The organism is Bacillus sp. HSf4 (assembly GCF_029537375.1).
GTDB classification, from domain to species: Bacteria; Bacillota; Bacilli; order Bacillales; family Bacillaceae; genus Bacillus; species Bacillus sonorensis_A.
Genome location: NZ_CP120679.1, coordinates 1744069 through 1767396, shown reverse-complemented (window position 1 = coordinate 1767396; position 23328 = coordinate 1744069). Strand labels below are relative to the sequence as shown.

Here is a 23328-nt window from a genome sequence, read left to right as displayed (position 1 = left end):
ACTGCACCTCCTTTATTCATCCTCAGGATATTCAATCGTTTTGGTCCTGACCACTTTATTGTTGACGGTTACTTGATAATACCCTTTTTGGCCGGGGGCAATCCTGAACTTGATCGTTCTTTCGGTCGGCGCCGTGATTTTAAAATTTTCATAGACGTCGGAAATGCTGTGGTCTTCGTCATCAATCGAAATCTGGACGGTCTGCTCTTCCCCCTCCGTTTCCGGCTCATAAGGGATCTCGATTTTTTCGGTCACCGTTTTGACCGGCTTTTGTTCGGGTCCGAGTGAAAATGTAACCTCAACCTTATCTCCCGGTTTGACGGTCGACCCGGCTGCAGGCTTTTGTTTGATGACCTGGCCTTCCGGAACGTCATCAGAGTGCGCTTCTTTTTCCACCAGTACGAGCTGGTGATCATCCAGATAGCCTGAAGCTGCCTGTTTGCTGTATGTTTTTAAATCTCTCAATGTGATGTCTTCCGGTCCGAGGCTGACCGTCAACTTGACCTCGTCGTCGCCGGGCACGATTTCCGTTCCTGCCGTCGGCTTCTGTTCGATGACAGTGCCGGCTTCTTCTTCATCATGAACCTCTTCCGTCTTGATATGTTTAAAGCCTTTTTGTTCAAGCAGCTTTTGTGCGGCATCGGCTTTTTGGCCGACGACATCTTCCACTTCCTTTTTCGCCTTGCCGGAGCTTTTGTACAGCTTGACTGTCGCACCTTCCTTGACGACATCGCCTGCTGCCGGGTCTGTTTTGACAATCAGCCCTTCCGCAATTTTTTCGTCGGCGATGTCTTCCGCATTTGGATCGACTTCAAACCCTTCTCCTTCCAACGCTGTGACGGCTTCTTCATATTCGAGGCCGCTAACGTTCGGAACCTCTACATCCTTAGGGAAGAAGAGTGACGGAAACACCGTTAAAGCGAGTACGGCAGAAGTGATCAAAATGAAAAGCAGGGTCAGCACGATGAGCGGCCATTTTTTTCTTTTTTTCTTTTTGCCCGCTTTAGCCTGCTTCTTTTTTTCTTTTTTTGATAAAACAGGTGCCTCCTCCGCAACATCAGCGGCATCCCCTTGTCCATCCGCGTCAGACGGAAGGTCTTTGATGACCGGGACCGCTTTCGTCATCTCATCGTCAGACGGAATGGCGAATTTCGCTTCATCGATTCTGTCCGGATCAAAAGCCGTCTGCAAATCGCTTTCCATCTCTTCAGCGGAATCGTACCGGTGAAACGGATCTTTGGCCGTGGCCTTGAGCACGACGTTTTCTAAACTTTGCGGCACGGCGGGATTCCACCTTTTCACTGTAGGGGTTTCCGTTTGCAGATGTTTGAGTGCGATTGAGACCGCTGATTCGCCTTCAAATGGCGTGCGTGATGTCAGCAGCTCGAACAGCACAATACCGAGTGAATAAATGTCGGATTTCTTCGTAGACAGGCCGCCTCTTGCCTGTTCAGGCGACAAATAATGGACAGAGCCCAATACCGAGTTGGTGTGCGTAATGGTTGTTGAGCTTAAAGCCATGGCAATGCCGAAATCGGTGACTTTAATGTGTCCCATATGGTCGATTAAAATATTGTGCGGTTTAATATCCCGGTGTACGATTTGATTTTCATGGGCGTGAGCGATGGCGGAGATGATCTGCTCCATGATTTGGACCGCTTCTTTTGGATGGAGGGGACCGGTTCGGTTTATGTATTCTTTCAGGGTCATCCCCTCTACATACTCCATGACGATATAGTAGATGTCATCTTCTTCTCCGACATCATAAATGCTGACGATATTCGGATGATCGAGGCTTGCTGCGGACTGGGCTTCCCGTCTGAACCGCCTGATGAAATCGGCGTCGTGAACGAAGTCAAATCGCAGCACTTTAATCGCGACTTCCCGATCGAGTATGATGTCTTCAGCCAAATAGACGTTAGCCATTCCCCCTCCGCCGATAGCGCGCAGGATTTGGTAGCGTCCGCTGATCCTTTTGCCGATTAGCACTTGTCTTCACCTTCTTCAGTTTGAAAAGGAAGCTCCAATATCGCGACGGTAATGTTGTCTTCGCCGCCGTTGTCATTGGCCGCCTGAACAAGCCGCTCAGCTTTTTCCTCCGGAGAAGATGAAGCCTCAAGCATTTCCTGCAATGTTTGATCATCCACTTTGTTCGTCAGACCGTCAGAGCATAACAGAACTTGATCGCCGGGTTCGATTTCAAAGGTGTGGGCCTCGACCTGTACATCAGGATCTGTACCGAGCGCTTTTGTCAGCACGTTTTTCCGCGGATGGTGTTCAGCGTCTTCCTTTGAAATCCCTCCGGTTTTGACCAGTTCATTGACAAGCGAATGGTCTTCGGTCAGCTGAGTCAAGCTGTCTTGATGCAGAAGATAGCAGCGGCTGTCGCCGATATGGGCGACCGTCAACGTTTTCCCCTCATATAAAGCGCAGACGACCGTCGTCCCCATTCCCTGGCATTCTTCGTGCGCTCTTGCATGGTCGTATAGTTTTTGATTGACGGCCGAAATCTGCTCTTTCAGCCATGCTTCGCTCTCAGCGGGAGAAGCCGGAATGTCTTCGGTTTGCTCCCAGATGTCCCGAAGGGATGAGACGGCCATCTTGCTAGCAACATCGCCGGCAAGATGACCTCCCATACCGTCGCAGACAACGGCAAAAACATATCCTTCTTTTTCAGTAAAAATGTCCGCAGCATCTTCATTGTGCGGCCGTATTTTTCCCCTGTCCGTCTTTAAGGCTGTCTTCAACCTTGATTCACCTCGTCTCTTCTTTTCGCTCCTTCGCACGCAGCTGTCCGCAGGCAGCGTCAATATCATGGCCTTGCTCTCTTCTGATCGTGACATTTACTCCGTGAGACTTTAATGTTTTTTCAAAGGCGAAAATCTGTTCTTTAGGTGTTCTGACATAGTCTCGTTCAGGTACATAATTGACGGGAATCAAATTGACGTGGCATTTGATTCCTTTTAATAATGCAGCCAATTCTTCCGCGTGCTCTACCTGATCGTTGACACCGCCGAAAAGGCCGTACTCAAACGTGACCCTTCTGCCGGTTTTTTTAATGTAGTATTCGACTGCTTTCATCAGCTCTGGAAGCTTGTACGCTCTGTTGATCGGCATCAGCCGGCTTCTGATTTCCGTGTTTGGCGCGTGCAGAGAAATCGCAAAATTGATTTGCAGCTTTTCATCGGCAAACTCATAGATTTTCGGGATGATGCCGCTCGTTGATACCGTGATGTGGCGCGCACCGATATTCAGCCCTTGATCATGGTTGACGATTTTCAAGAAAGCAAGCATTTCCTGAAAGTTGTCGAACGGTTCGCCGATTCCCATAATCACGATCGAGCTGACGCGCTCGTCTGTTTCATCGAGCGCCTGCTGCACTTTGACCACCTGTGCGACGATCTCGCCTGCTTCAAGGTTCCGCTTCAGCCCTCCGAGTGTTGAAGCGCAGAACGTACAGCCGATCCGGCATCCCACCTGTGTCGTGACACAAACAGAATTGCCATATTCATGCCGCATTAATACGGTTTCGATCGTATATCCGTCATGAAGCTCAAATAAAAACTTCATCGTTCCGTCCTGAGATGTCTGCTTGACGGCCGTTTTCAGCGTTGTTAAGACAAATTGGTCTTTCAGCTTGGCGCGGAGCTCCTTTGAAAGGTTTGTCATCTCATCAAACGATGCGACTCGTTTTTCATAGAGCCACTCGAAAATCTGTGTGGCGCGGAAAGGCTTTTCTCCGTTTTCTTTAAGCCAGCTTTTGATATCCTCTATTTCAAAAGAATAAATGGACGGTTTCTCTGTCCGCAATTCTTTTCTGATCTTTTGTTTCGTTTCAATCATTGTGATCCCTTCTTTCTCATGCTGCAAATAAAGAAGCCGTCTGTACCAAAGTAGTGAGGGAGGATTTGAATGCTCCCATCCTTGACATACGGCGCCGCTTTTTCGGGCAGCCGCTCGACGAGGGTGGGGTCCGCTTCAAATTCGTCGTGTTCTTCCAAAAAAGCATGCATGACTTGTTCATTTTCTGTCCGGTCCATCGTACACGTACTGTAGACCAGTGTTCCGCCGTTTTTCAAAAGCGGTGCGATTTCCCTTAAAATGGCGAGCTGAATCCCGGCAAGACGAGAGGAATCTTCAGGCGATTTGCTGTATTTAAGATCCGGCTTTCTCCGGATGACACCAAAGCCGGAGCACGGAGCATCGACGAGAATCCGGTCAAAAGTTTCCGGCTCGAAAGCTGCACCGGCCTTTCTGGCGTCCAGCGCCCGGGCTTCGATGTTTGACAGGCCGAGCCGGCCGGCCGCTTCCTTGATCAGCTTGACTTTATGCTGATGAAGGTCAAGGGAGACAATCTTCCCCGTATTTTCAAGAAGCTCGCCGATATGGGTCGATTTTCCTCCCGGGGCGGCGCAGGCGTCAAGAATCGTTTCTCCTGGTACCGGGCCGACCGCTCTTCCCACGAGCATTGAGCTTTCATCCTGAATGGTCACATCGCCTTCTTTGAAAAACGGACTCGCTGCGATCGTTCCTTTTAACAGCTTTACAGCATCTTCGGACAAATCGCCTTCCTCCGCCTCAAATCCTGCTTCACTGAGGCGTTTAAGCAGTGTGTCTCTGTCGTTTTTCAGCGTATTGACCCGGAGCGTTTGCTTCGGCGGAATCATATGGATTCTGCACACTTGTTCAGCAGCCTCAAATCCGTAAGCCTCCGTCCATTCTCTGACAAGCCACTCCGGATGGCTCGTTTCAACCGCCAGGCGCTCAATCGGATCGCTGATATCAGCAAATGAAGGAACGCCTTCCCTCTGAATCGAACGCAAAACCCCGTTAACGAATGAAGAAATGCCTTTGTGCCCGCGTTTTTTCGCGATCTCAACCGCTTCAAACAGTGCGGCGCGGTCAGGTATTTTCTCCAAGTATTCCATTTGGTACAGCGACATTCTTAAAAGGTGAATCACCCATAGTTTCACCTTTTCCGGCTTTTTAATAAACGGCTTCAGCATATAATCGAGAGCGAGCCTGTTTTGAAGGGTTCCGTAAACGAGTTCTGTCAGCAACCCTCTGTCCTTGTCGTTTAAATCGCTTGCTTTCATGACAGACTGGAGCAGGAGATTGCTGTATGCCTGATTTTGATCGAGCTTAATCAGCGCATCAAGCGCCACTTCCCTGACATTACTTTTCTTCATCGACATAACCTAATTTCATTCCGGTTTGAAGACCCGCTCCCCTTACGAAGTCTTCGCCCCTCATTCTTTTTTTGCCCGCCGGCTGCACTTCCGTCAGTTTCAGCGCGGTGCTGTTTCCAGTCGCAACGACAATCCCGTCCTTTTCAACGGCGATGATCTCTCCCGGCTCTCCCTGTTTTCCTGCCGAAGTCTTTTTCGCCGCCCAGACTTTCAAGGTCTTTCCGCCGAGCATCGTGTAGGCGACAGGCCAAGGATTTAGACCGCGCACCTGGTTGTACAGAACTTCACCAGGTTTTGACCAGTCGATCCGTTCCTGCTCACGTTTAATGTTTGGCGCATATGTCGCTTTTTCTTCATCCTGTTTTTCCGGTGACACCGAACCGTTGATGACTTTCGGAACCGTTTCGGAAAGAAGCGCGGCTCCCGCCTGGCTCAGTTTATCATGAAGGGTGCCGACATTATCATCTTCTTCGATGTCCACTTCCACTTTTGACAGCATGTCCCCCGCATCGAGCTTTTCGACCATGTACATAATCGTCACACCCGTTTTCTGTTTGCCTTCAAGGATTGCGTAGTGGATCGGCGCTCCTCCGCGAAGCTCGGGCAAGAGGGAAGCGTGGACATTGATGCAGCCGTATTTCGGATAATCCAAAAGCTTTTTCGGCAGGATTTGGCCAAATGCCGCCGTTACGATTAGGTCGGGCTCAAGCTGAAGAATCCTGTCGGTCTCCTCCTCTACCCGCACCCTTTCAGGCTGAAGCACGGGAATGCCGTGCCGCAGCGCTTCTTCTTTGACCGGAGGCGGTGTCATGACCTTTTTTCGCCCCTTTGGACGATCGGGCTGAGTGACGACACCCACCACATCATAGCCGTCTTTGATCAGTGTATTCAGCACCGGAACCGAAAAATCCGGCGTCCCCATAAAAACGATCCTTGTCATCCAATCATCCTTCCATTTCCTCAAGTTCTTCCGCTTCAATGTAGCGCGTTACTTTTGACGTAAATAAAACGCCGTCCAGGTGGTCGATTTCGTGCAGCAGCGCTCTCGCCAAAAAACCCTCCGCTTCAATTGTGAACGGTTTTCCGCGGCGGTCGCATGCCTTCACCTTGACATAGTCAGACCGCGTCACTTCGCCGTATAAACCCGGAAAGCTCAAGCACCCTTCAGGTCCTGTCTGTTCGCCGCGTTCCTCGATGATCTCCGGATTGATCAGCTCGATCCTCCCTGTCTCATCACCGATATCGACGACGGCCGCCCTTTTGGAGACGCCGATCTGCGGAGCGGCGAGGCCGACTCCATCCAGTTCGAGCATCGTGTCATACATGTTATCAAGTAGTTTTTTTAATGATTTATCAAAAGCCGCAACGGGCTCGGCAGGGGTTTCAAGCACTTCTGCCGGGTACGTTACGATCGGTTTTACTGCCAACGATAAGCCCTCCATCTGCTATGTCTTACATCATCATATAAGGATTCATATCTACCGAAATCGACAATTGTTTTTGTTCAATATCCCGCTTATAATGATCCATCACTTTTTTGAGTAAAGATGTAAGCATTTTTTCCTGTTTGTATTTTATCACGCATTGATAGCGATATCTATCTTTGATCCTGGCAATCGGCGATGCGACCGGCCCGAGAATTTTAGCGTCGCCGGAAATGTTCGCTTTTAAAAAGCCGGCGATTTTTTCCGTGACGATGGCCGCTTTTGTCACCTCTTCGTGTGAGACGGTGACGAGCGCCAAATAATAATACGGCGGGTATGCCTGCTCTCTTCTGTGAAGCATTTCCTGCCGGAAAAATGTTTCATAGTCATGCGTTTTCGTGAGCTCAATGCTGTAGTGGGACGGGGTATAAGTTTGAATGATGACCCTGCCCGGCTTTTCGTGACGTCCGGCTCTTCCGCTGACCTGCGTCATCAGCTGAAACGTTTTTTCCGCTGCTCTGAAATCGGGGATGTGAAGCATCGTATCGGCGCTCAGCACCCCGACAAGTGTGACGTTTTCAAAATCGAGCCCTTTGGCGATCATCTGCGTGCCGAGCAGGATATCGGCTTCCCCTCTCCCAAAGGATGTGAGCAGTTTTTCATGGGCTCCTTTTCTTGAAGTTGTATCCACGTCCATGCGGATGACTCTGGCAGCAGGCAAAATTTTCGCCAACTCCTCTTCGACCCGCTGTGTTCCTGTTCCAAAATAGCGGATATGTTCGCTTCCGCATTCGGGACAGCTTGACGGCATCCCGGTTTCATAGCCGCAATAGTGGCATTTGAGGCGCTGGCCGAATCTATGGTATGTGAGGGAAATTTCGCAGTGCGGACATTGGATGACATATCCGCAGTCCCTGCACATCACAAACGAGGAATAGCCCCTTTTATTTAAAAACAGGACGGCCTGCTCGCCTTTTTCAAGCGTCTCTTCAAGAGCTGCCATTAAATCTCTGGAAAACATCGAACGGTTTCCGTTTCTCAGTTCTTCCCTCATATCGACGAGGGAAACGTCAGGCATAACCTGATGGTTGACACGGTGCTTGAGGGTAAGCAGCTTGTAGACGCCTTTTTTTGCGCGGGCAAACGATTCAAGCGTCGGAGTCGCGCTGCCGAGGACGACCGGACACCGATGGTATTCGGCCCGTTTAATCGCCGCTTCTTTCGCGTGGTATCTCGGCATTTCCTCCTGTTTGTAAGATGTTTCATGCTCTTCATCAATAATGATCATACCGAGATTTTCAAACGGGGCGAAAATCGCGGAGCGCGCCCCCACGACAAGCCGGACTTCTTTGCGGTGGATTTTCCGCCATTCATCATATTTTTCTCCTGTTGAAAGCCCGCTGTGCAAGACGGCAACCTGTGAGCCGAAACGGCCTTTGAAACGGTTGACCATTTGCGGTGTGAGCGAGATTTCCGGAACGAGGACGATCGCTTCCTTGCCGGCTTTCAGCACCTTTTCAATCGATTGCAAATAAATTTCTGTTTTACCGCTGCCGGTGACGCCGTGAAGAAGGAATACGTCATGCCGCTTTTCTTCAATCGCTTCTGCCACCGCTTCAAATGCTCGGGCCTGTTCTTCAGTCAAAGCAAGCGGCTCGGTTTTTTTGAACATTCTGTCCTGATAAGGGTCTCTGTAAACCTCCTGCTCGCTCTCCTTCAGCAGGCCTTTTTGAATCAGCGCTTTTAAGGATGCGGAGGACCCGCCGGTCTTTTCGAGAAGATCCTTTGCCGGCACCGAGAGCCCCTCATCGGATGCAATGAAAAACTGAAGAATTGCTGTTTGTTTGACAGCCTGGGCAGAAAGCTCGTCCAGCGCCTCATTCAATTTCGTCCTCGAACAGAGGGGCGCGATCATTCTCTGCGTCTTTTTGTTTGTTTTCTGCTTGACCTTGTAGGCCACTTCAAGGTTTCCTTCTTGAACCTGGCGCTGGATGAGCTTCAATATCCCGTGGTCTTCTATATCTGAATAGGAGAGTGACATCTTTTCGGAAAACAATCGTTTCAGCCTATCTGGAAGCCGCTCTTCTCTGATCACGTTGATTTCTTTGCCGTACTTCGCTTTCATCGCAGCCGGCAGCATCGCCTGCAAAGCCGTAATTTTATAAGAAAGCGTTTTTTCTGTCAGCCAGTCGGACAAATCGAGCAGCTCTTCGGTTAAAACAGGCGTCAGGTCAAGGATTTCCTCGATCTCCTTGACCGCGCGCACGGCGAGTTCTGATGTGTCCTTCACACCGATAACAAACCCTTGTATTTTGCGGGCGCCAAAGGGAACGATCACCCGCATCCCTTTTTGAATCATCCCTTTCCATTTTTCCGGGATGCGGTAGTCAAACGGTCTGTCGATATTTTTCGTGGTGACATCGACGATCACTTCTGCAAAGTTCATGAAGAGGTCCCGCTCCGATCAAAAAGCAGGGCGGCTTCCTTTAAGACTTGAGCGGCAACCTCCCGCTTTGTCATCAGAGGGTGTGCTGTCTTTTTCCCGTCTTTATGATAAACCGTGACAATGTTGGTCTCCGTTCCAAAACCGGCGCCTTCAGCGGTGACATTGTTGGCGACAATCATGTCGGCGTTTTTAGAGTCCAGCTTTTTTCGGGCGTATTCTTCAATACTTTCGGTTTCCGCTGCAAAACCGATCAGGATTTGCTTTGTTTTCCTCTGGCCCAGCTCTTTTAAAATATCTTTTGTCCGTTCAAGCTCAATCACCAGGCTGCCGTCTTTTTTCTTCATTTTTTGGTCATGAATATGCTTCGGCCGATAATCGGCGACAGCTGCGGTTTTAATGACGATGTCGCTCTCATCGAATACAGACAGAACCGCTTGATACATCTCTTCGGCAGATTGGACGCGAACGACGTCAACCCCCGGCGGTTCATCAAGCGACGTGGGGCCGCTGATCAGCGTCACACGCGCTCCCAGCTTTGCCGCTTCCTCACTAAAGGCATAGCCCATTTTCCCTGTCGAACGGTTTGAGAAAAAGCGGACGGGGTCGACTTTTTCCCTTGTCGGGCCCGCTGTGACCACAACGTGTTTTCCCGCTAATAGACCGGTCTTTCCACCTGTGAAATGCTCTTCTGCCAATTGGACGATCCGTTCCGGTTCCTCAAGCCGGCCTTTACCGACATACCCGCAGGCAAGATAGCCTTCGCTCGGCTCAATAAACCGGTAGCCGTCCTTGTAGAGAACATCGATATTCCGTTTGACGGCCGGGTGGTCATACATGTGGACATTCATGGCCGGAGCGATCCACACCGGCGCCGTCGTCGCCAAAAGCGTCGTCGTCAGCATGTCGTCGGCCAGCCCTGAGGCGAGTTTTCCGATAATGTTGGCTGTTGCAGGTGCAACAATCACAAGATCAGCCCAATCCGCAGCGTCGATGTGGGCGATCACGCGCGGATTCGGCTCTTCAAATGTATCGGTATAAACGTGGTGACGCGAAAGCGCCTGGAAAGTGAGCGGTGAGACAAATTCGCAGGCGGATTTTGTCATGATGACTTTGACATTGGCCCCTGCCTGTACAAGCTTGCTCGTCAGTGCGGCTGCTTTGTACACCGCAATTCCTCCGCTTACACACAGCAGAATGTTGCGATCTTTCAGCATCGTTTTCTCCCCCTTATGTTCTGTTGGATGGTTCCCTGAAAAAAATAACAACCTAATGGATAGGTTGCTATTTTTAAGGCTATTAGCGATTTTCCTTTTCAAATGTCAAAAGGCCGGCATCGATTTCCTCCAGCGCTTTGCCGACATATTTATGCGACTTCGGGTTTTCGATCTGTGCGTCTTTGTTGATCTGCATTTCACGGGCGCGTCTTGCCGACACAGTCACAAGCGTGTATTTTGAATCGAGTTTATTCATTAAAGAGTCAATTGACGGATCTAGCATAAGTTATTCAACCTCCAGCATTTTCTTATATCTTGGGGCAACGCGGTCACGCCGCAAATGCTCGGCGAGAACGATTGCTTTGATTCTTTCGCAGGCAAGCTCAATACTGTCATTTTCGACAACATAGTCATAGGCGTCCATCAGTTCGATTTCTTCCTTCGCCGCTTTCATCCGGTTTTCAATCAGGGTTTCAGATTCAGTCCCTCTTGTTGTAATCCGGTTTTTCAGCTCGGCAAGGCTCGGCGGCGCCAAAAAGATAAACAGGCCTTCGGGAAACGCCTTTCTGACTTGGAGCGCCCCCTGCACCTCAATTTCAAGGAAAACATCCTTTCCTTCTTCAAGGGTCTTCTCCACGTAATCGACGGGTGTCCCGTAATAGTTGCCGACATACTCGGCCCATTCGAGCAGCTTGTCGTTTTCAATCATTTCTTCAAATTGTTCACGCGTTTTGAAAAAGTAATCGACGCCGTCTCTCTCACCTTGTCGCGGCTGCCTCGTCGTTACCGAAATCGAATATTCAAACTTTGTGTCCTCCTGAGCAAACAGCGCCTGCCTGACCGTTCCTTTACCGACGCCGGAAGGGCCGGAGAGAACGATTAATAATCCTCTTTCTTTCATAAGGCCAATTATCCCTGCCCTTCATCGATGATTTCTTCTTTAGCGGAAAGCCTTTGTGCTACTGTCTCAGGCTGGACGGCAGATAAGATGATATGGTCACTGTCCATAATGACAACCGCTCGCGTTCTTCTTCCGTATGTAGCATCTATAAGCATACCGCGGTCTCTCGCATCCTGGATCATCCGTTTGATAGGCGCGGACTCCGGACTCACAATCGAGATGAGCCGATTCGCGGATATGATATTTCCAAAGCCGATATTAATCAGTTTAATCGTCATCTTCTACGTTCCCCCTGTATTGGACGTCTCTAGTTTAACCTGGAGAGAACATCCCTAAACAATACGCACAATCGCTATTCTATATTTTGCACTTGTTCTTTTATTTTTTCAATAGAGCTTTTCATTTCGACTACATGTTTTGTGATCTTATGATCATTTGCCTTTGAGCCGATCGTATTCGCTTCCCGGTTGAGCTCCTGCACGAGAAAATCAAGCTTTCTCCCCGCCGGCCCGCCTGAATCGCAAATATCGCGGAACTGGCGGAAATGGCTTTTCAGCCTTGTCACTTCCTCCGTGATATCGGAGCGGTCAGCAAACAAAGCGACTTCGGTCAAGAGCCGGCTTTCGTCGAGGCGGTCCGCCGACCATTCTTCAAGCCTTGCCTCAAGGCGCTCCCTATAGTGGTCAACGACGCGGGGAGCAAGCTTTGCGACATCGTCTGTCAGCTTCTCAAGCCTTTCGATTTGCAGAAGGCAGTCTTCCTTAAGCCTCAGCCCTTCTGCTTCGCGCATGCTGCACAGTTCAAGGATGGCTTCCTCAACCGCTTCGAGAAGAACACCTTCAAGCTGCTCGTTGCGGACAGGCTCCTCCTCAACCTGAACGACATGTTCAAACTGAAAGGCGTCATGAACCGTGACATCTCCCGAAAGCTGACAGCGGTCTTTCATCTCGCCTGCGGCTTTGAGATACTCTTCAAGCAGCGGCCAGTCAACCTGGATTTTCCGGCTGACCAGAGCCTCGCCATCAACCGAAACGAACAGCTCCAGTCTTCCTCTTTGTATATGCTTAAAAATCGTTTGCTTTATTTTGTCTTCTAAATAGAGCAAAGGCCTTGGCATGCGGGCGTTCACTTCTTTAAACCGATAGTTGACAGATTTCAGCTCAACAGCTGCTGTCAGCCCATCCTTCGTTTTGCTCGCGCTGCCGAAACCGGTCATACTCCGTATCATAAAACACACCCAATTCTGTATAAGTAAAAAGGCAATAGAAACCTCTATTACCTTTAAGATTATATCATACAAGCCTATTTTTTTCTTGTCAAAAGTGACCCGGCTAGCAAAAAAGTTGGGATGGCCGACATGCCGATAATCAAGAGCCAGTCTACCATTAAAATCGGGACGGTATGGAAGATCGGCTGCAGCGGCGGATAATAAATGACAACCAGCATCAGCAAAATCGAAGACAAGACGGCCCCGAGCAAGTAAAGGTTCTCAAACGGATTGCGGTCAAAAATAGAACGTTCGCTGCGGCAGTCAAACACATGAATCAGCTGGGCCAGCACCAATGTCGCAAAGGCGACGGTCTGGGCATATGCAAGCTCTTCAGGATTTCGGTGGTAAATGAACATAAAGGCCCCGAGCGTAGCAGCGCCGATTAAAAACCCGCGCGAGACCACTTTCCAGCCAAGTCCCCTCGCAAACACGCCCTCTTTCGGATTGCGCGGTTTTCTCTTCATGACATCGCCCTCAGGCTGATCCATTCCGAGTGCCATGGCCGGGAGCCCGTCTGTCACAAGGTTGACCCAAAGAATTTGAATCGGCACGAGCGGCAAAGGGAGGGCTAGCAGCATCGCAAACAGCATGACAAGAATCTCGCCTACATTGGATGCTAAAAGATATCTGATGAACTTTCTAATATTTTCATAGATGTTCCGCCCTTCCTTGATCGCCGATTTAATCGTGGCAAAATTATCATCGACGAGAATCAATGATGAAGCTTCTTTGGCGACATCCGTCCCGGTGATCCCCATGGCGATCCCGATATCAGCTTGTTTGATGGCGGGCGCGTCATTGACGCCGTCTCCGGTCATGGCGACGATATGTCCGTTTTCCTGGTATGCGGTGACGATTTTCAGCTTGTGTTCCGGCGATACTCTGGCAAACACGTAAACATTTTCCGCGGTTTCTGCCAGCTCTTCCTGTGAAAGCTCGTTCAGCATCTGCCCGTCCATGACTTTTCCGCCCGGCGGCAAAAGACCCAGCTGTTTTGCGATCGCCGTTGCCGTCGTCACATGATCCCCGGTGATCATCACTGTTTTGATCCCCGCTTCCCGGCACTCTTTGATCGCTTTTTTCACTTCCGGACGCGGCGGATCAATCATTCCGAAAAGACCGATAAACGTTAAACCGGATTCCGCTTTTTCGAGCGGCGGATTCTCCGTTTCCTTCAGCGGTTTATATGCGACGGCGATCGTCCGCAGCGCCTGTGAGGCAAGCCGTTCCAGGGCGGCGCTTGTCTCTGTGAGCCGTTCTTTCGTAAACGCTTCCCGGCTTCCTTCTTTCAGCGTGTGTGACGACCGCTTCATCAAGACATCGGGGGCGCCCTTTGTAATCACAAACCGCTTTCCGCTTTTGTCTTCGACGATGACGGACATCATCTTACGCGTCGAATCAAAGGGAAACTCCTCGACGACTTTAAAATGCTCGCCAACATACCGGTCAGTAAACCCCGCTTTTTTGGCCGCCGTTAGCAATGCCCCTTCTGTCGGATCCCCGTCAAGACGAAAATCGCCGTCTTCTTCGATGATGGAGGATGAATTGCAGAGTGCGCCAAACAGCAGAACCTGCTGCAATGATTTGTGGTTTTTGATCTGAATGTCGCGACCATCCATGCTGAAAGAGCCTTTCGGGTCATAGCCGATGCCTGACACGTTCCACGTTTTCCCCCCTGACCAGACATGGGTGACCGTCATTTTGTTCTGTGTCATCGTTCCCGTTTTATCAGAGCAAATAATCGAGGCGCATCCCAGCGTTTCCACCGCAGGCAGCTTCCTGACAATCGATTTTTGCTTGATCATCCGCTGTACACCGAGGGACAAAGCGACTGTCACAATCGCCGGCAGTCCTTCAGGTATAGCGGCAACGGCCAGTGAAACGCCCGCCAAAAACATGCTGTAGATGTCATGCCCTTGAATGACGCCGGCGATAACAACAAGCAGCGTCAGGAAGAGGGCGGCCACGATCAGAATTTTGCCGAGCTCTTCCAGCCTTCTTTGCAGCGGAGTCGAAGCATTCCCGGCCGATTCAAGCATATCGGCGATTTTTCCCATCGCAGAGTTCATTCCTGTGCCAATGACAACGCCCATGCCGCTTCCCCTTGTGACAAGCGTTCCCATAAAGGCCATATTTGTTAAGTCGCCTAAAGAAACATCAGAGGCTTGAAACACATCAGCGTGCTTAGACACAGGAAGCGATTCCCCGGTGAGAGCCGACTCTTCTATTTCCAGGCTCTTTGCCTCGACGACTCGAAGATCGGCGCCGATCCTGTCGCCGCTTGAAAAGCGCACCACATCACCCGGCACAAGCTCTTTTGAAGGAACTTTGATCCAGCTCCCTTCCCTTAGCACTGTCACCTGGGGAGCCGACAGTTCCTTCAATGCCTCAAGCGACCGTTCCGCCCGCCTCTCCTGAAAAAATCCGAGAATGCCATTTACAAAGATAATCGCAATGATGGCGATCGCATCGATGTACTCCCCCAAAAAACCGGAAATCAGCGTCGCCGCTACTAGCACAAGAACCATAAAGTCTTTAAACTGGGAAAAAAACAAGGCGAGCGCCGATGTCCTTTCCCCTTCCTGAAGCTCGTTTGCTCCGTGTCTTTCCAGGCGTTTTTGAACCTCTTTTTCTGTTAAACCATTGTTTATGGACGTTTTTGTTATATTCAACAATTCGGTTTGTCCCATCTCGTGCCATTTCATTGATTCGTCCACTCCTCCTGCCCTAAGTGCTTTAAGACTCCGTCTCTACAAGTCAATTTATTCAGACTCGTCCAAAATCATGCTATAATTATTGAATGGCAATTTAGTTAGAGGAATAACGAGAAAAGGGTGTTATCAACATGTCTTTTGACGGCATTTTTACATACGGAATGACAGAGGAACTGAACAAAGTCATCCAAGGCGGACGGATTGCAAAAATCCATCAGCCGTTTAAGCACGAACTTATTTTTCATATCAGAGCGAACGGGAAGAACGTTAAATTGCTGCTTTCCGCCCATCCAAGCTACGCACGGGTGCATCTCACAAATGAAACATATGATAACCCGAGCGCTCCGCCGATGTTTTGCATGCTGCTCCGCAAGCATCTGGAAGGCGGATTTATCGAGCAGATTGAACAAATCGGAATGGACAGAATGATGGTCTTCCACATCCGAAGCCGCAACGAAATCGGCGATATGCTCGTCAGAAAACTTTTCGTTGAAATCATGGGAAGGCACAGCAACATCGTCTTGACAGATGGAGAAAAAGACGTGATCATCGACAGCTTAAAACACCTTCCCCCTGCCGTGAACAGCTACCGGACCGTTCTCCCCGGCTACGACTATGTTCTGCCTCCAGCGCAGAACAAGCTGTCTCCGCTGGAAACCGGGAAAGAGGACATTCTCCGCCACCTGAACTTTCAGGAAGGAAAATTGGATAAGCAGATTGTCAACACCTTCTCCGGCGTCTCTCCGCTGTTTGCTAAAGAAGCCGTGTTTCGCGCAGGGCTCGCCAACAGGGCGACACTCCCGAATGAGCTTGTGGAGATGTTCGCCGCCGTCAAAGACCGGCGCTTCGCTCCGCAGCTTGTGTCACAAGAGGGAAAAGAATATTTTTACCTGCTTGATTTGACGCATCTAAAAGGCGAAAAGCGTGTGTTTGACAGCTTGAGCGGACTTCTGGATCGCTACTATTTCGGAAAAGCGGAACGCGACCGCGTCAAACAGCAGGCTCATGATTTAGAACGGTTCGTCGTCAATGAAAAGAAAAAAAACGAAAATAAAATCAAAAAGCTCGAAAAAACGCTCGAGCAATCGAAGCACGCGAAGGATTTTCAGCTTTACGGAGAGCTTTTGACAGCGAACCTCTACCAGCTGAAAAAAGGCGATCAATCGGCGACGGTGATCAACTATTATGATGAAGACGGCGGAGAGGTCACCATTCCGCTCGACCCGAATAAAACACCGTCGGAAAACGCGCAAAGCTATTTTACAAAATACCAAAAGGCGAAAAATTCCGTGGATGTCGTCAAGGAGCAGATCAGACTGGCCGAAGAGGAAATCGCGTATTTCGACCAGCTCATTCAGCAGCTCACATCAGCCTCGCCGAAGGATTTAAATGAAATCCGCGAAGAGCTTGCAGAAGGAAAGTATTTGCGCATCAAACAGCCTAAGGGTCAGAAAAAGCAGAAAAAACAGGCGCCAACCCTTGAAACATACGAATCGACAGCAGGAGAAACCATTCTTGTCGGCAAAAACAATAAACAGAATGAGTATTTGACGATGAGGCTTGCTGCCCGCGACGATATTTGGCTTCACACAAAGGACATCCCGGGCTCGCATGTCGTCATTAGAACGAGTGATCCGGATGAGAAAACGATTCTTGAAGCGGCTCAGATCGCGGCCTACTACAGCAAAGCGAAAAATTCGGCTTCGGTCCCTGTCGACTATACGAAAATACGCTATGTGAAAAAACCGAACGGCGCAAAACCGGGATTTGTCACGTATGACCGCCAGCAAACCGTTTTTGTCACCCCTGATGAAGACCTTGTCATCAAGCTGAAAAAAACGCGCTGACTAAAAAAGGCCCGAACCTATTGGTTCGGGCCCCTTCTTTTATGAAAAAGCGTTTCGATTTCCCGTACAAGCCGATCATCGATCAATTCTTCGATCTTCCCGGCCAGTTCGATCGTGTGGCGCGGACTGGCGCCGTTGGTTGAGACAGAGATTGTCACGTTTCCTTTATGAATGATTTTTGGAACGTAGACGTTTCCGCGTTCGGCTTCACTCGCGACATTGACCAGCTGAGACGCTGAAGCCGATTCGGCAATCCGCCTGTTCGTCTCAGGGTCATCAGTGGCGAGAATCATTAAAAAGGCTTCCTTGAAATCGGCAGGCTCCGCTTTTTTTCTTTTCCAGCTGACACCGTAATGTTCAATCAGCTCAAGCATTTCAGCTGATACTTCAGGACTGACGACGGTCGCGGCTGCCCCTTCATCAATGACCGTTTTCAGCCTTCTTGCGGCAATCCGCCCTCCCCCTGCAATGACGACCGCCTTGCCGCTGATCTTAATGTGCAGAGGCAGCATCGGCTGCTCCTTTAAAATCAAACCGGCCGGACTCGTTTAAAACGGTCTCTTCAACACGATGTAAAAAGGCTTGTTTAATATGGGGGTGGAAGCCGAGATATTCGGTCAGCACAACGTCACGATTGGATTCCTTCAGTTTGGCGGTCTCCCTTTCGATCTCATTCATCAGCATGCCGGTAAACAGCAGATAAGGAACGATGAATGTCGTTTTTCCGCCGGATTCGGTCAGATCTGCCAAAACATCTTGATAATGCGGACGGCAAGCCGTCATAAAGCAGGGAATGACCGTCTCGACGGGGGCGAGTTCCTCTAGGCGCGCCGCAATTTCACTCACATCGCGTTTGACATCCGGATCTGAGCTGCCTCTGCCGATCAATACGACTCTTGCGTTTTCATAAGGTGTCCCCGTTTCCTCAATCCGCGTTAAAACAGCTTTGACGACTTCCTCGTCGACACCAATCGGCTTGCCGTAAGTGACGCGGACGGAAGGATATTGCGAAGAAACGCGGGCGAGTTCCTGAGGGATATCCCTTTTGGCGTGCGCGGCGGTCAAAAGCAGAAGCGGAACAGCGGCAATATGTGTCGCCCCGTTTTGTACACAGGCTTTAAAGCCCGTTTCGATATCGGGCTCCGCAAGTTCCAAAAAAGAGATTTCCTGAATCGGTGCCGCCATATGTTTTTGGCAGTCTTCCAGAAAAGCGGCCGCTTCTTTCTCCGCTTTTTTCAGCCGGCTGCCGTGTCCGATATATAAAATCGCTTGTTTCATATTAAAGCGCCTCGCTTAATGCCGTATTTTTCAGCTCGTTTTCAAACCAGTCGATTTTCGAGCGGAAATGGACCACATCGCCGATCACAATCAGGCTCGGATTCGTGATATTTTCAGTTTTAACGGTTTCGGCCAGCGTGTCCACCGTGCACAGCACCGTTTTTTGTTTGTCCGTCGTGCCCCAGTGAATGAAAGCGGCTGGTGTAGACGGATCTCTGCCGTTTTCGATCAGCAGCCTTTCAATTTGTGTGATGTTTTTGATTCCCATATAGATCACAAGAGTATCGATCCCCGTCGCCAGCGCTTTCCATTTTTCTTCAAAGACTTCTTCTTTTTTGTAATGGCCCGTCACGAAAGCGACGTTTGAGCTTGCCTCCCGGTGTGTTACAGGAATGCCGGCATAAGCGGCCGCGGCTATCCCCGATGTGATGCCGGGAATAATTTCAAAAGAAATCCCGTTTTCAGCAAGGCTTTCCGCTTCTTCTCCACCTCTGCCGAAGACGAACGGATCTCCTCCCTTCAGCCTGACAACGGTTTTGCCTTTTTTCGCATACTTGACGAGAAAATGGTTGATCGTTTCCTGCTTCATCATGTGATAGTCAGGCAGCTTTCCGCAGAAGATCAAATCCGCTCCCGCTTTGGCATGCTGTAAAATCTGTTTATTGACAAGCCTGTCATATAAAATGACATCGGCTTGTTGGATGGCTTTTAAAGCTTTGATCGTCAGTAAATCGGGGTCTCCAGGACCTGCCCCAACGATATATACTTTCCCCATCTTCTTTTCTCCCCCCGATCTGATCTCGATCTTCTCCAAACTCATTATAAATCATAAAGAAAGCGTTCGGTGCCCGAAAATATCACAAAAACCAAACGTTTTCTTTATGAAATAGGAAAGTGCATCAGCTGCACTTTCCTATTGTTCCCGTTTTTAGTTTCCGGATGGTTTCGCAATGGTTTTGACATATTCGACAAGCTGCTCCCTGCATGCGTTTCGGTCGTTTTGACCCGTATCAAGGACAAGCTCCGGCGCTTCGGGTTCTTCATAAGGCGAATCGATTCCGGTGAAAAACGGAATCTCCCCGTTTCTCGCTTTTTTGTACAGGCCTTTCGGGTCCCGCTCTTCACACGTTTCTAAATCGCATTTGACATATACTTCGTGAAATTCATTTTCCTCAACAAGCTGTCTGATGAGGTCGCGGTCTTCTTTAAATGGAGAAATAAATGCCGTAATCACGATCGTCCCCTGTTCGACAAACAGTTTTGCAACTTCGCCGATCCGGCGGATATTCTCTTTTCGGTCCTCATCGGAAAACCCGAGATCTTTGTTCAGCCCGTGTCTGACATTGTCCCCGTCAAGGACCGTCACCTGGTAGCCTTCTTCAAACAATTTGCGTGCGGCTGCGTTGGCAATCGTAGATTTTCCTGAGCCGCTTAAACCCGTCAGCCAAATGATCGAGCTTTTGTGTTTGTTTTTTTCATGGTATTCCTGCTTTGTAATGGATGCCTGATGCCAGACGATATCTTGATTTACCAATTGTTAGCCCCCCTTTTAAGAAACCCCGGCCGCCAAGCCTTTTATCAATGTTTGAATGACTTCAGGGCGGCTGAATGTGCTAGGCGGGAATTCGCCGTTTCTCAGCATGGCCCTCACCTTTGTGCCGGACAAAATGACATGATGTTCTTTGCCGTGAGGACACGTTTTCGCCGTTGCCATTGAACCGCAGACATTGCAGTAAAAGCTGTGTTCAAATTTCAGCGGCGTGATCCCGATCTCTTCCGGTTTAAACTGATCAAACAGCTCCTGCGCCTCATATGTTCCATAGTAATCGCCGACTCCGGCATGGTCTCTTCCGACGATAAAGTGTGTGCAGCCGTAGTTTTTTCTGACAAGCGCGTGGAAGATCGCCTCTTTCGGTCCCGCATAGCGCATCGCTGCCGGGAAGACCCCGAGGAAGACGCGGTCTTTCGGATAATACCCGTCAAGCAGCACCTGATAGCTTTCCATGCGGACATCCGCCGGAATGTCGTCTGATTTCGTTTCCCCGACCAATGGATTGAGGAACAGTCCGTCTACCGTTTCGAGCGCTGTTTTTTGGATGTATTCGTGTGCTCTGTGCACCGGGTTTCTCGTTTGGAAGCCGACGATCGTTTTCCAGCCATTCTCTGCGAATTTTTGTCTCGTTTCCGCAGGTTCAAACGTATGTGCCGGGAATTGCTTTTCACTTCGCTTGATGAGAGTGATCGGCCCGCCGACATAAACATTCCCGCGTTCAAACAGTTTTTTGACGCCCGGATGCTCAATCTCGTCGGTTTTATAGATGCGGACGGCTTCCGTCTTTTTATCCGGCGTATAGATATCTTCGATGTCAATGACGCCGTATGTTTCTCCGTTGTATGTGAGACGGACGGTATCTCCGACTTTCAATTGAACCGCTTTTTGTTCATCAACAGGAAGTGTAATCGGAAGCGTCCATACATGGCCTGCGGCAAGCCTCATGTTTTCCACAACCGAAAGATAGTCTTTCTCTGTTAAAAACCCTTCTAACGGGCTGTATGCTCCGATTCCGATCAGCTCAAGATCGGCAAAAGCGATCACATCCAGTGCAATTTCCTGTGCGATTTGCTCGAAATCAAATTCTTCATTTACGCGGTTTACCAAAACACCGCCGTGTGGTGCTAAACTCATGACTCTGTTTCCCCCTACTTTAAATTCCTCCGCCCTGTTCATGGACGGAGCTGTGTTCTTTTTTGACCGCCCTCATCAGGCTGATCGTTCCGACTGACGCCAGAAGAACGCTCGTGATGACAATGAGAGCGTAATAGTCTCCCTTTAATAAAAGGCTGACTAGCGTATAGGAAAGACTTAATGAAAGAAACGGCGATACGATCCATACTTTCAGCATCGTTTTGACCACCTGTTTATGAAAAACATTGCCGCCGTTTTTTGCCATTCCCATTCCTATTATAGAAGATGATGTCACCTGCGCGAGCGGAACCGGAAGACCGAAAATTGAGCTGATCATCACAAGCCCGGCTCCGGTGCTTGACAGAAGGATCCCCTCTCCTTTTGAGAATCTGGTGATCTTTTTGCCGTTTGTTTCAAGTACGCGCCGGCCCAATAATAGGGCGCCCAGTGCGACGAACAGCCCGCCGTACAGCGTTCCTTCGCCAACTGTCAAAACATGCGCCGCCACCAGAGGGCCGACAGCGTTTGCGACATTGTTCATTCCCGCTGAGAAGGCCTCAAAAAATCCGCTGATGAGCAGAAGGACCGCCAAAATTTTCGCTTTGTTCCCTGAAGCGGGACGCTTTATCGCTTTTTTCATGATCTTTGCCATGGCAAATGTAAAAGTAAAAGCGGCGATTGGAACGATAACCCAAAACATGACGATGACAAGCAAAGATTTGACATATAAAATTTGATAGGCGACACCGACGCCGACGACAGATCCGACTGTCACCTCACTTGTCGAAAGCGGAATGCCGAGAACGTTTGCGATAAAGAGCGACAAAGCGGCTGATCCGATGATAATGCAGACGATTTCCAGCGTGATCACCTGTTCGGGAATAATACCCGAGCTGATCGTCTTCACGACGTTTCCGCCGCCGATGACGGCACCTGAGAGAACGCCGGCCGCACAGATCAAAAGCGCGTGAAGCTTCTTTTTGACCGCTTCCGATCCGTAGGCGATGCCCATTGAAGCGGCGGCCCCGCTTGCTCCAATGTTCATCGCAAAAAACATGCTAAATAAAATGGCGGCAAGTTCCATAACTCATCTCCTTACTCGTGCAGTCCGCATTCGGTTTTGTTTAAGCCGTTCCATCGTCCGGAGCGGAGATCGTCCATCGTAAAGGCAGGAGAGGTGCACGGCGCACAGCCTATGCTCGGATAGCCTTGGTCGTGAAGCGGATTATACGGCAGATCGTGTTTTGTGACATATCTCCAAATATCCTTCCACGTCCAATGGATGAGCGGACATACTTTGATGGACTTGAATTTCTCGTCTTTGTTTAAGAAGTTCGTCTTTCTGCGTCCTTCGGATTGTTCGCGGCGAAGGCCAGACAGCCATGCCGGATAGCCGGAAAGCACCTCGCGGAGAGGAATGATCTTCCGCATTTCACAGCAGGAATTCGGGGCGGTCTTCCAAAGTTCATCCCCGTATTGTTCAGCTTGCTGTGCGACGGTAAGCTCCGGTTTTTTCATCACAATCTGGAGGCCGGGATATCGTTCTTTGACAGCGTCTATCGTTTCATACGTTTCTTTAAAATGAAGGCCTGTATCAAGGAAGACGATGACAGCGTCTTTTTTCACCTTGTAAATCAAATCGATCAGGACAATTCCCTCAATTCCGAAGCTGCATGCATATACGAGCTGATCTCCGTAATGGCCGTACGCCCATTTCAGGACGGACAGTGCTCCTTTATATGAATCATCTTCTTGAAAAGAGATGGTCGGTTCTTCCCATGTACTGTAAGTAAAAATTGTCGGTTCCCCCTTTTTTCGCCAACAAAAAAACGGCTTCCAGCAGAAAAAAACTGTGAAAACCGCCTCTAGTTTGTCTAGTCAGCTATTTCAATCTTATTTTTTCATTTTTTTCAATTTGAATGACCTTGCCGTCTTGAACAACGAATGTGATCGATCCGTAATTCATGTCCTTCAGCATGTCTTTCATTTTGATGATCGCTTTTTCGAGCTGCTCATCTGTTTTCACTCCTAGCTCCTCCTCTGCCCCGTAAAAATTAAAATCTTTCTTCCAAATTTGAAAGAAAGATGAGGAACTTCTCATATTCCTTATCTCTCAAAATGAGGGCATTTTGCTGGAAGTAGCACCTTACGTCTGCACGCAGGTTGCCGGGTTTCATCGGACCAGTCCCTCCACCGCTCTTGATAAGTTTGCTTTTGTTATTTTAAAATTTTAGCACAATTCGAATAAAAGTCAACCCGACTTTTTTGATAGGATTAATAAAAATAAAAAATGATACGTTTTTCCTATTTCTGAATCTGAAAAAAGAAACAAAAAAACCGTTCCCCATTTCAGGGGACA

General features: G+C 49.4%; 22 protein-coding genes and 1 riboswitch. Of the genes, 1 reads left to right on the top strand and 21 read right to left on the bottom strand.

The genetic code is table 11. The features are described from left to right. Positions 1 to 12 precede the first annotated feature (12 nt). From pknB to P3X63_RS08955, 13 genes are all read right to left on the bottom strand, one after another. Positions 13 to 1989, bottom strand: coding sequence for a Stk1 family PASTA domain-containing Ser/Thr kinase (gene pknB / locus P3X63_RS09015; RefSeq protein ID WP_026586925.1), 1977 nt, complete (start codon positions 1987 to 1989; stop codon positions 13 to 15). After that, positions 1983 to 2747, bottom strand: a complete 765-nt coding sequence (locus P3X63_RS09010) for a Stp1/IreP family PP2C-type Ser/Thr phosphatase (protein WP_026586924.1) — start codon at positions 2745 to 2747, stop codon at positions 1983 to 1985. Before P3X63_RS09010 ends, pknB begins: the two co-directional genes overlap by 7 nt. 7 nt (positions 2748 to 2754) lie before the next feature. Then, on the bottom strand, positions 2755 to 3843 hold the full coding sequence (gene rlmN, locus P3X63_RS09005) for a dual-specificity RNA methyltransferase RlmN (RefSeq protein ID WP_026586923.1): 1089 nt from the start codon (positions 3841 to 3843) through the stop codon (positions 2755 to 2757). Beyond that, a complete protein-coding gene (gene rsmB, locus P3X63_RS09000) occupies positions 3840 to 5189 on the bottom strand; it encodes a 16S rRNA (cytosine(967)-C(5))-methyltransferase RsmB (RefSeq protein ID WP_026586922.1) in 1350 nt (449 codons plus the stop codon). Before rsmB ends, rlmN begins: the two co-directional genes overlap by 4 nt. After that, the gene (fmt, locus tag P3X63_RS08995) at positions 5176 to 6129 is read right to left on the bottom strand and encodes a methionyl-tRNA formyltransferase (RefSeq protein ID WP_077736857.1); all 954 of its coding nucleotides are present in this window, start codon (positions 6127 to 6129) and stop codon (positions 5176 to 5178) included. Before fmt ends, rsmB begins: the two co-directional genes overlap by 14 nt. 4 nt (positions 6130 to 6133) lie before the next feature. Further along, positions 6134 to 6616: a peptide deformylase gene (gene def, locus P3X63_RS08990; RefSeq protein WP_026586920.1), complete on the bottom strand. Its 483-nt coding sequence runs from the start codon at positions 6614 to 6616 to the stop codon at positions 6134 to 6136. 25 nt (positions 6617 to 6641) lie between these two features. Next, positions 6642 to 9059 carry a primosomal protein N' gene (gene priA / locus P3X63_RS08985; protein WP_277692754.1) on the bottom strand — a complete coding sequence of 806 codons (2418 nt, stop codon included), beginning with the start codon at positions 9057 to 9059 and terminating at the stop codon, positions 6642 to 6644. Beyond that, positions 9056 to 10273 carry a bifunctional phosphopantothenoylcysteine decarboxylase/phosphopantothenate--cysteine ligase CoaBC gene (gene coaBC, locus P3X63_RS08980; protein ID WP_026586918.1) on the bottom strand — a complete coding sequence of 406 codons (1218 nt, stop codon included), beginning with the start codon at positions 10271 to 10273 and terminating at the stop codon, positions 9056 to 9058. The genes priA and coaBC overlap by 4 nt, the downstream gene beginning before the upstream one ends. 82 nt (positions 10274 to 10355) lie before the next feature. Then, the gene (gene rpoZ, locus P3X63_RS08975; protein WP_026586917.1) at positions 10356 to 10556 is read right to left on the bottom strand and encodes a DNA-directed RNA polymerase subunit omega; all 201 of its coding nucleotides are present in this window, start codon (positions 10554 to 10556) and stop codon (positions 10356 to 10358) included. A gap of 3 nt (positions 10557 to 10559) precedes the next feature. Beyond that, the gene (gene gmk, locus P3X63_RS08970; protein ID WP_026586916.1) at positions 10560 to 11174 is read right to left on the bottom strand and encodes a guanylate kinase; all 615 of its coding nucleotides are present in this window, start codon (positions 11172 to 11174) and stop codon (positions 10560 to 10562) included. 8 nt (positions 11175 to 11182) lie between these two features. Then, positions 11183 to 11452, bottom strand: a complete 270-nt coding sequence (gene remA / locus P3X63_RS08965; protein ID WP_077736858.1) for an extracellular matrix/biofilm regulator RemA — start codon at positions 11450 to 11452, stop codon at positions 11183 to 11185. Between the two features lie 74 nt (positions 11453 to 11526). Continuing rightward, the gene (locus P3X63_RS08960) at positions 11527 to 12402 is read right to left on the bottom strand and encodes a YicC/YloC family endoribonuclease (RefSeq protein ID WP_277692753.1); all 876 of its coding nucleotides are present in this window, start codon (positions 12400 to 12402) and stop codon (positions 11527 to 11529) included. Between the two features lie 74 nt (positions 12403 to 12476). Then, a complete protein-coding gene (locus tag P3X63_RS08955) occupies positions 12477 to 15149 on the bottom strand; it encodes a calcium-translocating P-type ATPase, SERCA-type (protein ID WP_077736862.1) in 2673 nt (890 codons plus the stop codon). Between the two features lie 140 nt (positions 15150 to 15289). Between P3X63_RS08955 and P3X63_RS08950 the strand changes: the two genes are divergently transcribed. Further along, positions 15290 to 17005 (top strand): Rqc2 family fibronectin-binding protein, encoded by a 1716-nt coding sequence (locus tag P3X63_RS08950; protein ID WP_277692752.1) that lies wholly within the window; start codon positions 15290 to 15292, stop codon positions 17003 to 17005. A 17-nt stretch (positions 17006 to 17022) separates the two neighbouring features. Here the strand turns inward: P3X63_RS08950 and P3X63_RS08945 are convergent, their stop codons facing one another. The 8 genes from P3X63_RS08945 to P3X63_RS08910 form a co-directional block, all read right to left on the bottom strand. Further along, entirely contained in the window at positions 17023 to 17517 is a 495-nt protein-coding gene (locus tag P3X63_RS08945; protein WP_277692751.1) for an NAD(P)-dependent oxidoreductase, read from the bottom strand. Next, positions 17498 to 18283 carry a sirohydrochlorin chelatase gene (locus P3X63_RS08940; protein ID WP_277692750.1) on the bottom strand — a complete coding sequence of 262 codons (786 nt, stop codon included), beginning with the start codon at positions 18281 to 18283 and terminating at the stop codon, positions 17498 to 17500. Before P3X63_RS08940 ends, P3X63_RS08945 begins: the two co-directional genes overlap by 20 nt. Before the next feature lies 1 nt (position 18284). After that, positions 18285 to 19058, bottom strand: coding sequence for a uroporphyrinogen-III C-methyltransferase (gene cobA, locus P3X63_RS08935; protein ID WP_026586909.1), 774 nt, complete (start codon positions 19056 to 19058; stop codon positions 18285 to 18287). A 153-nt stretch (positions 19059 to 19211) separates the two neighbouring features. Further along, the gene (gene cysC, locus P3X63_RS08930) at positions 19212 to 19817 is read right to left on the bottom strand and encodes an adenylyl-sulfate kinase (RefSeq protein WP_026586908.1); all 606 of its coding nucleotides are present in this window, start codon (positions 19815 to 19817) and stop codon (positions 19212 to 19214) included. Between the two features lie 15 nt (positions 19818 to 19832). Then, the gene (gene sat, locus P3X63_RS08925) at positions 19833 to 20969 is read right to left on the bottom strand and encodes a sulfate adenylyltransferase (protein ID WP_026586907.1); all 1137 of its coding nucleotides are present in this window, start codon (positions 20967 to 20969) and stop codon (positions 19833 to 19835) included. A gap of 19 nt (positions 20970 to 20988) precedes the next feature. Then, on the bottom strand, positions 20989 to 22053 hold the full coding sequence (locus P3X63_RS08920) for a sulfate permease (RefSeq protein WP_026586906.1): 1065 nt from the start codon (positions 22051 to 22053) through the stop codon (positions 20989 to 20991). A gap of 11 nt (positions 22054 to 22064) precedes the next feature. Then, a complete protein-coding gene (locus P3X63_RS08915; RefSeq protein ID WP_026586905.1) occupies positions 22065 to 22766 on the bottom strand; it encodes a phosphoadenylyl-sulfate reductase in 702 nt (233 codons plus the stop codon). Positions 22767 to 22851: 85 nt separating this feature from the next. Next, the gene (locus tag P3X63_RS08910) at positions 22852 to 22965 is read right to left on the bottom strand and encodes a YezD family protein (RefSeq protein WP_372709743.1); all 114 of its coding nucleotides are present in this window, start codon (positions 22963 to 22965) and stop codon (positions 22852 to 22854) included. Positions 22966 to 23072: 107 nt separating this feature from the next. Further along, a riboswitch (SAM riboswitch) is annotated at positions 23073 to 23178 on the bottom strand. Between the last annotated feature and the right edge of the window lie 150 nt (positions 23179 to 23328).

Bases quoted from the DNA above. Each gene is read 5' to 3' on its own strand.
- coaBC (WP_026586918.1), bottom strand. From the start codon at position 10,273: ATGCTGAAAGATCGCAACATTCTGCTGTGTGTAAGCGGAGGAATTGCG.
- P3X63_RS08945 (WP_277692751.1), bottom strand. From the start codon at position 17,517: ATGCTGCCTCTGCACATTAAGATCAGCGGCAAGGCGGTCGTCATTGCA.
- sat (WP_026586907.1), bottom strand. From the start codon at position 20,969: ATGAGTTTAGCACCACACGGCGGTGTTTTGGTAAACCGCGTAAATGAA.
- gmk (WP_026586916.1), bottom strand. From the start codon at position 11,174: ATGAAAGAAAGAGGATTATTAATCGTTCTCTCCGGCCCTTCCGGCGTC.
- rpoZ (WP_026586917.1), bottom strand. From the start codon at position 10,556: ATGCTAGATCCGTCAATTGACTCTTTAATGAATAAACTCGATTCAAAA.
- P3X63_RS08940 (WP_277692750.1), bottom strand. From the start codon at position 18,283: ATGAAACAAGCGATTTTATATATCGGACACGGCAGCCGGCTGAAAAAA.
- P3X63_RS08920 (WP_026586906.1), bottom strand. From the start codon at position 22,053: ATGGAACTTGCCGCCATTTTATTTAGCATGTTTTTTGCGATGAACATT.
- P3X63_RS08955 (WP_077736862.1), bottom strand. From the start codon at position 15,149: ATGAAATGGCACGAGATGGGACAAACCGAATTGTTGAATATAACAAAA.
- rsmB (WP_026586922.1), bottom strand. From the start codon at position 5,189: ATGAAGAAAAGTAATGTCAGGGAAGTGGCGCTTGATGCGCTGATTAAG.
- cobA (WP_026586909.1), bottom strand. From the start codon at position 19,058: ATGGGGAAAGTATATATCGTTGGGGCAGGTCCTGGAGACCCCGATTTA.
- remA (WP_077736858.1), bottom strand. From the start codon at position 11,452: ATGACGATTAAACTGATTAATATCGGCTTTGGAAATATCATATCCGCG.
- priA (WP_277692754.1), bottom strand. From the start codon at position 9,059: ATGAACTTTGCAGAAGTGATCGTCGATGTCACCACGAAAAATATCGAC.
- P3X63_RS08950 (WP_277692752.1), top strand. From the start codon at position 15,290: ATGTCTTTTGACGGCATTTTTACATACGGAATGACAGAGGAACTGAAC.
- rlmN (WP_026586923.1), bottom strand. From the start codon at position 3,843: ATGATTGAAACGAAACAAAAGATCAGAAAAGAATTGCGGACAGAGAAA.
- P3X63_RS08960 (WP_277692753.1), bottom strand. From the start codon at position 12,402: ATGATACGGAGTATGACCGGTTTCGGCAGCGCGAGCAAAACGAAGGAT.
- fmt (WP_077736857.1), bottom strand. From the start codon at position 6,129: ATGACAAGGATCGTTTTTATGGGGACGCCGGATTTTTCGGTTCCGGTG.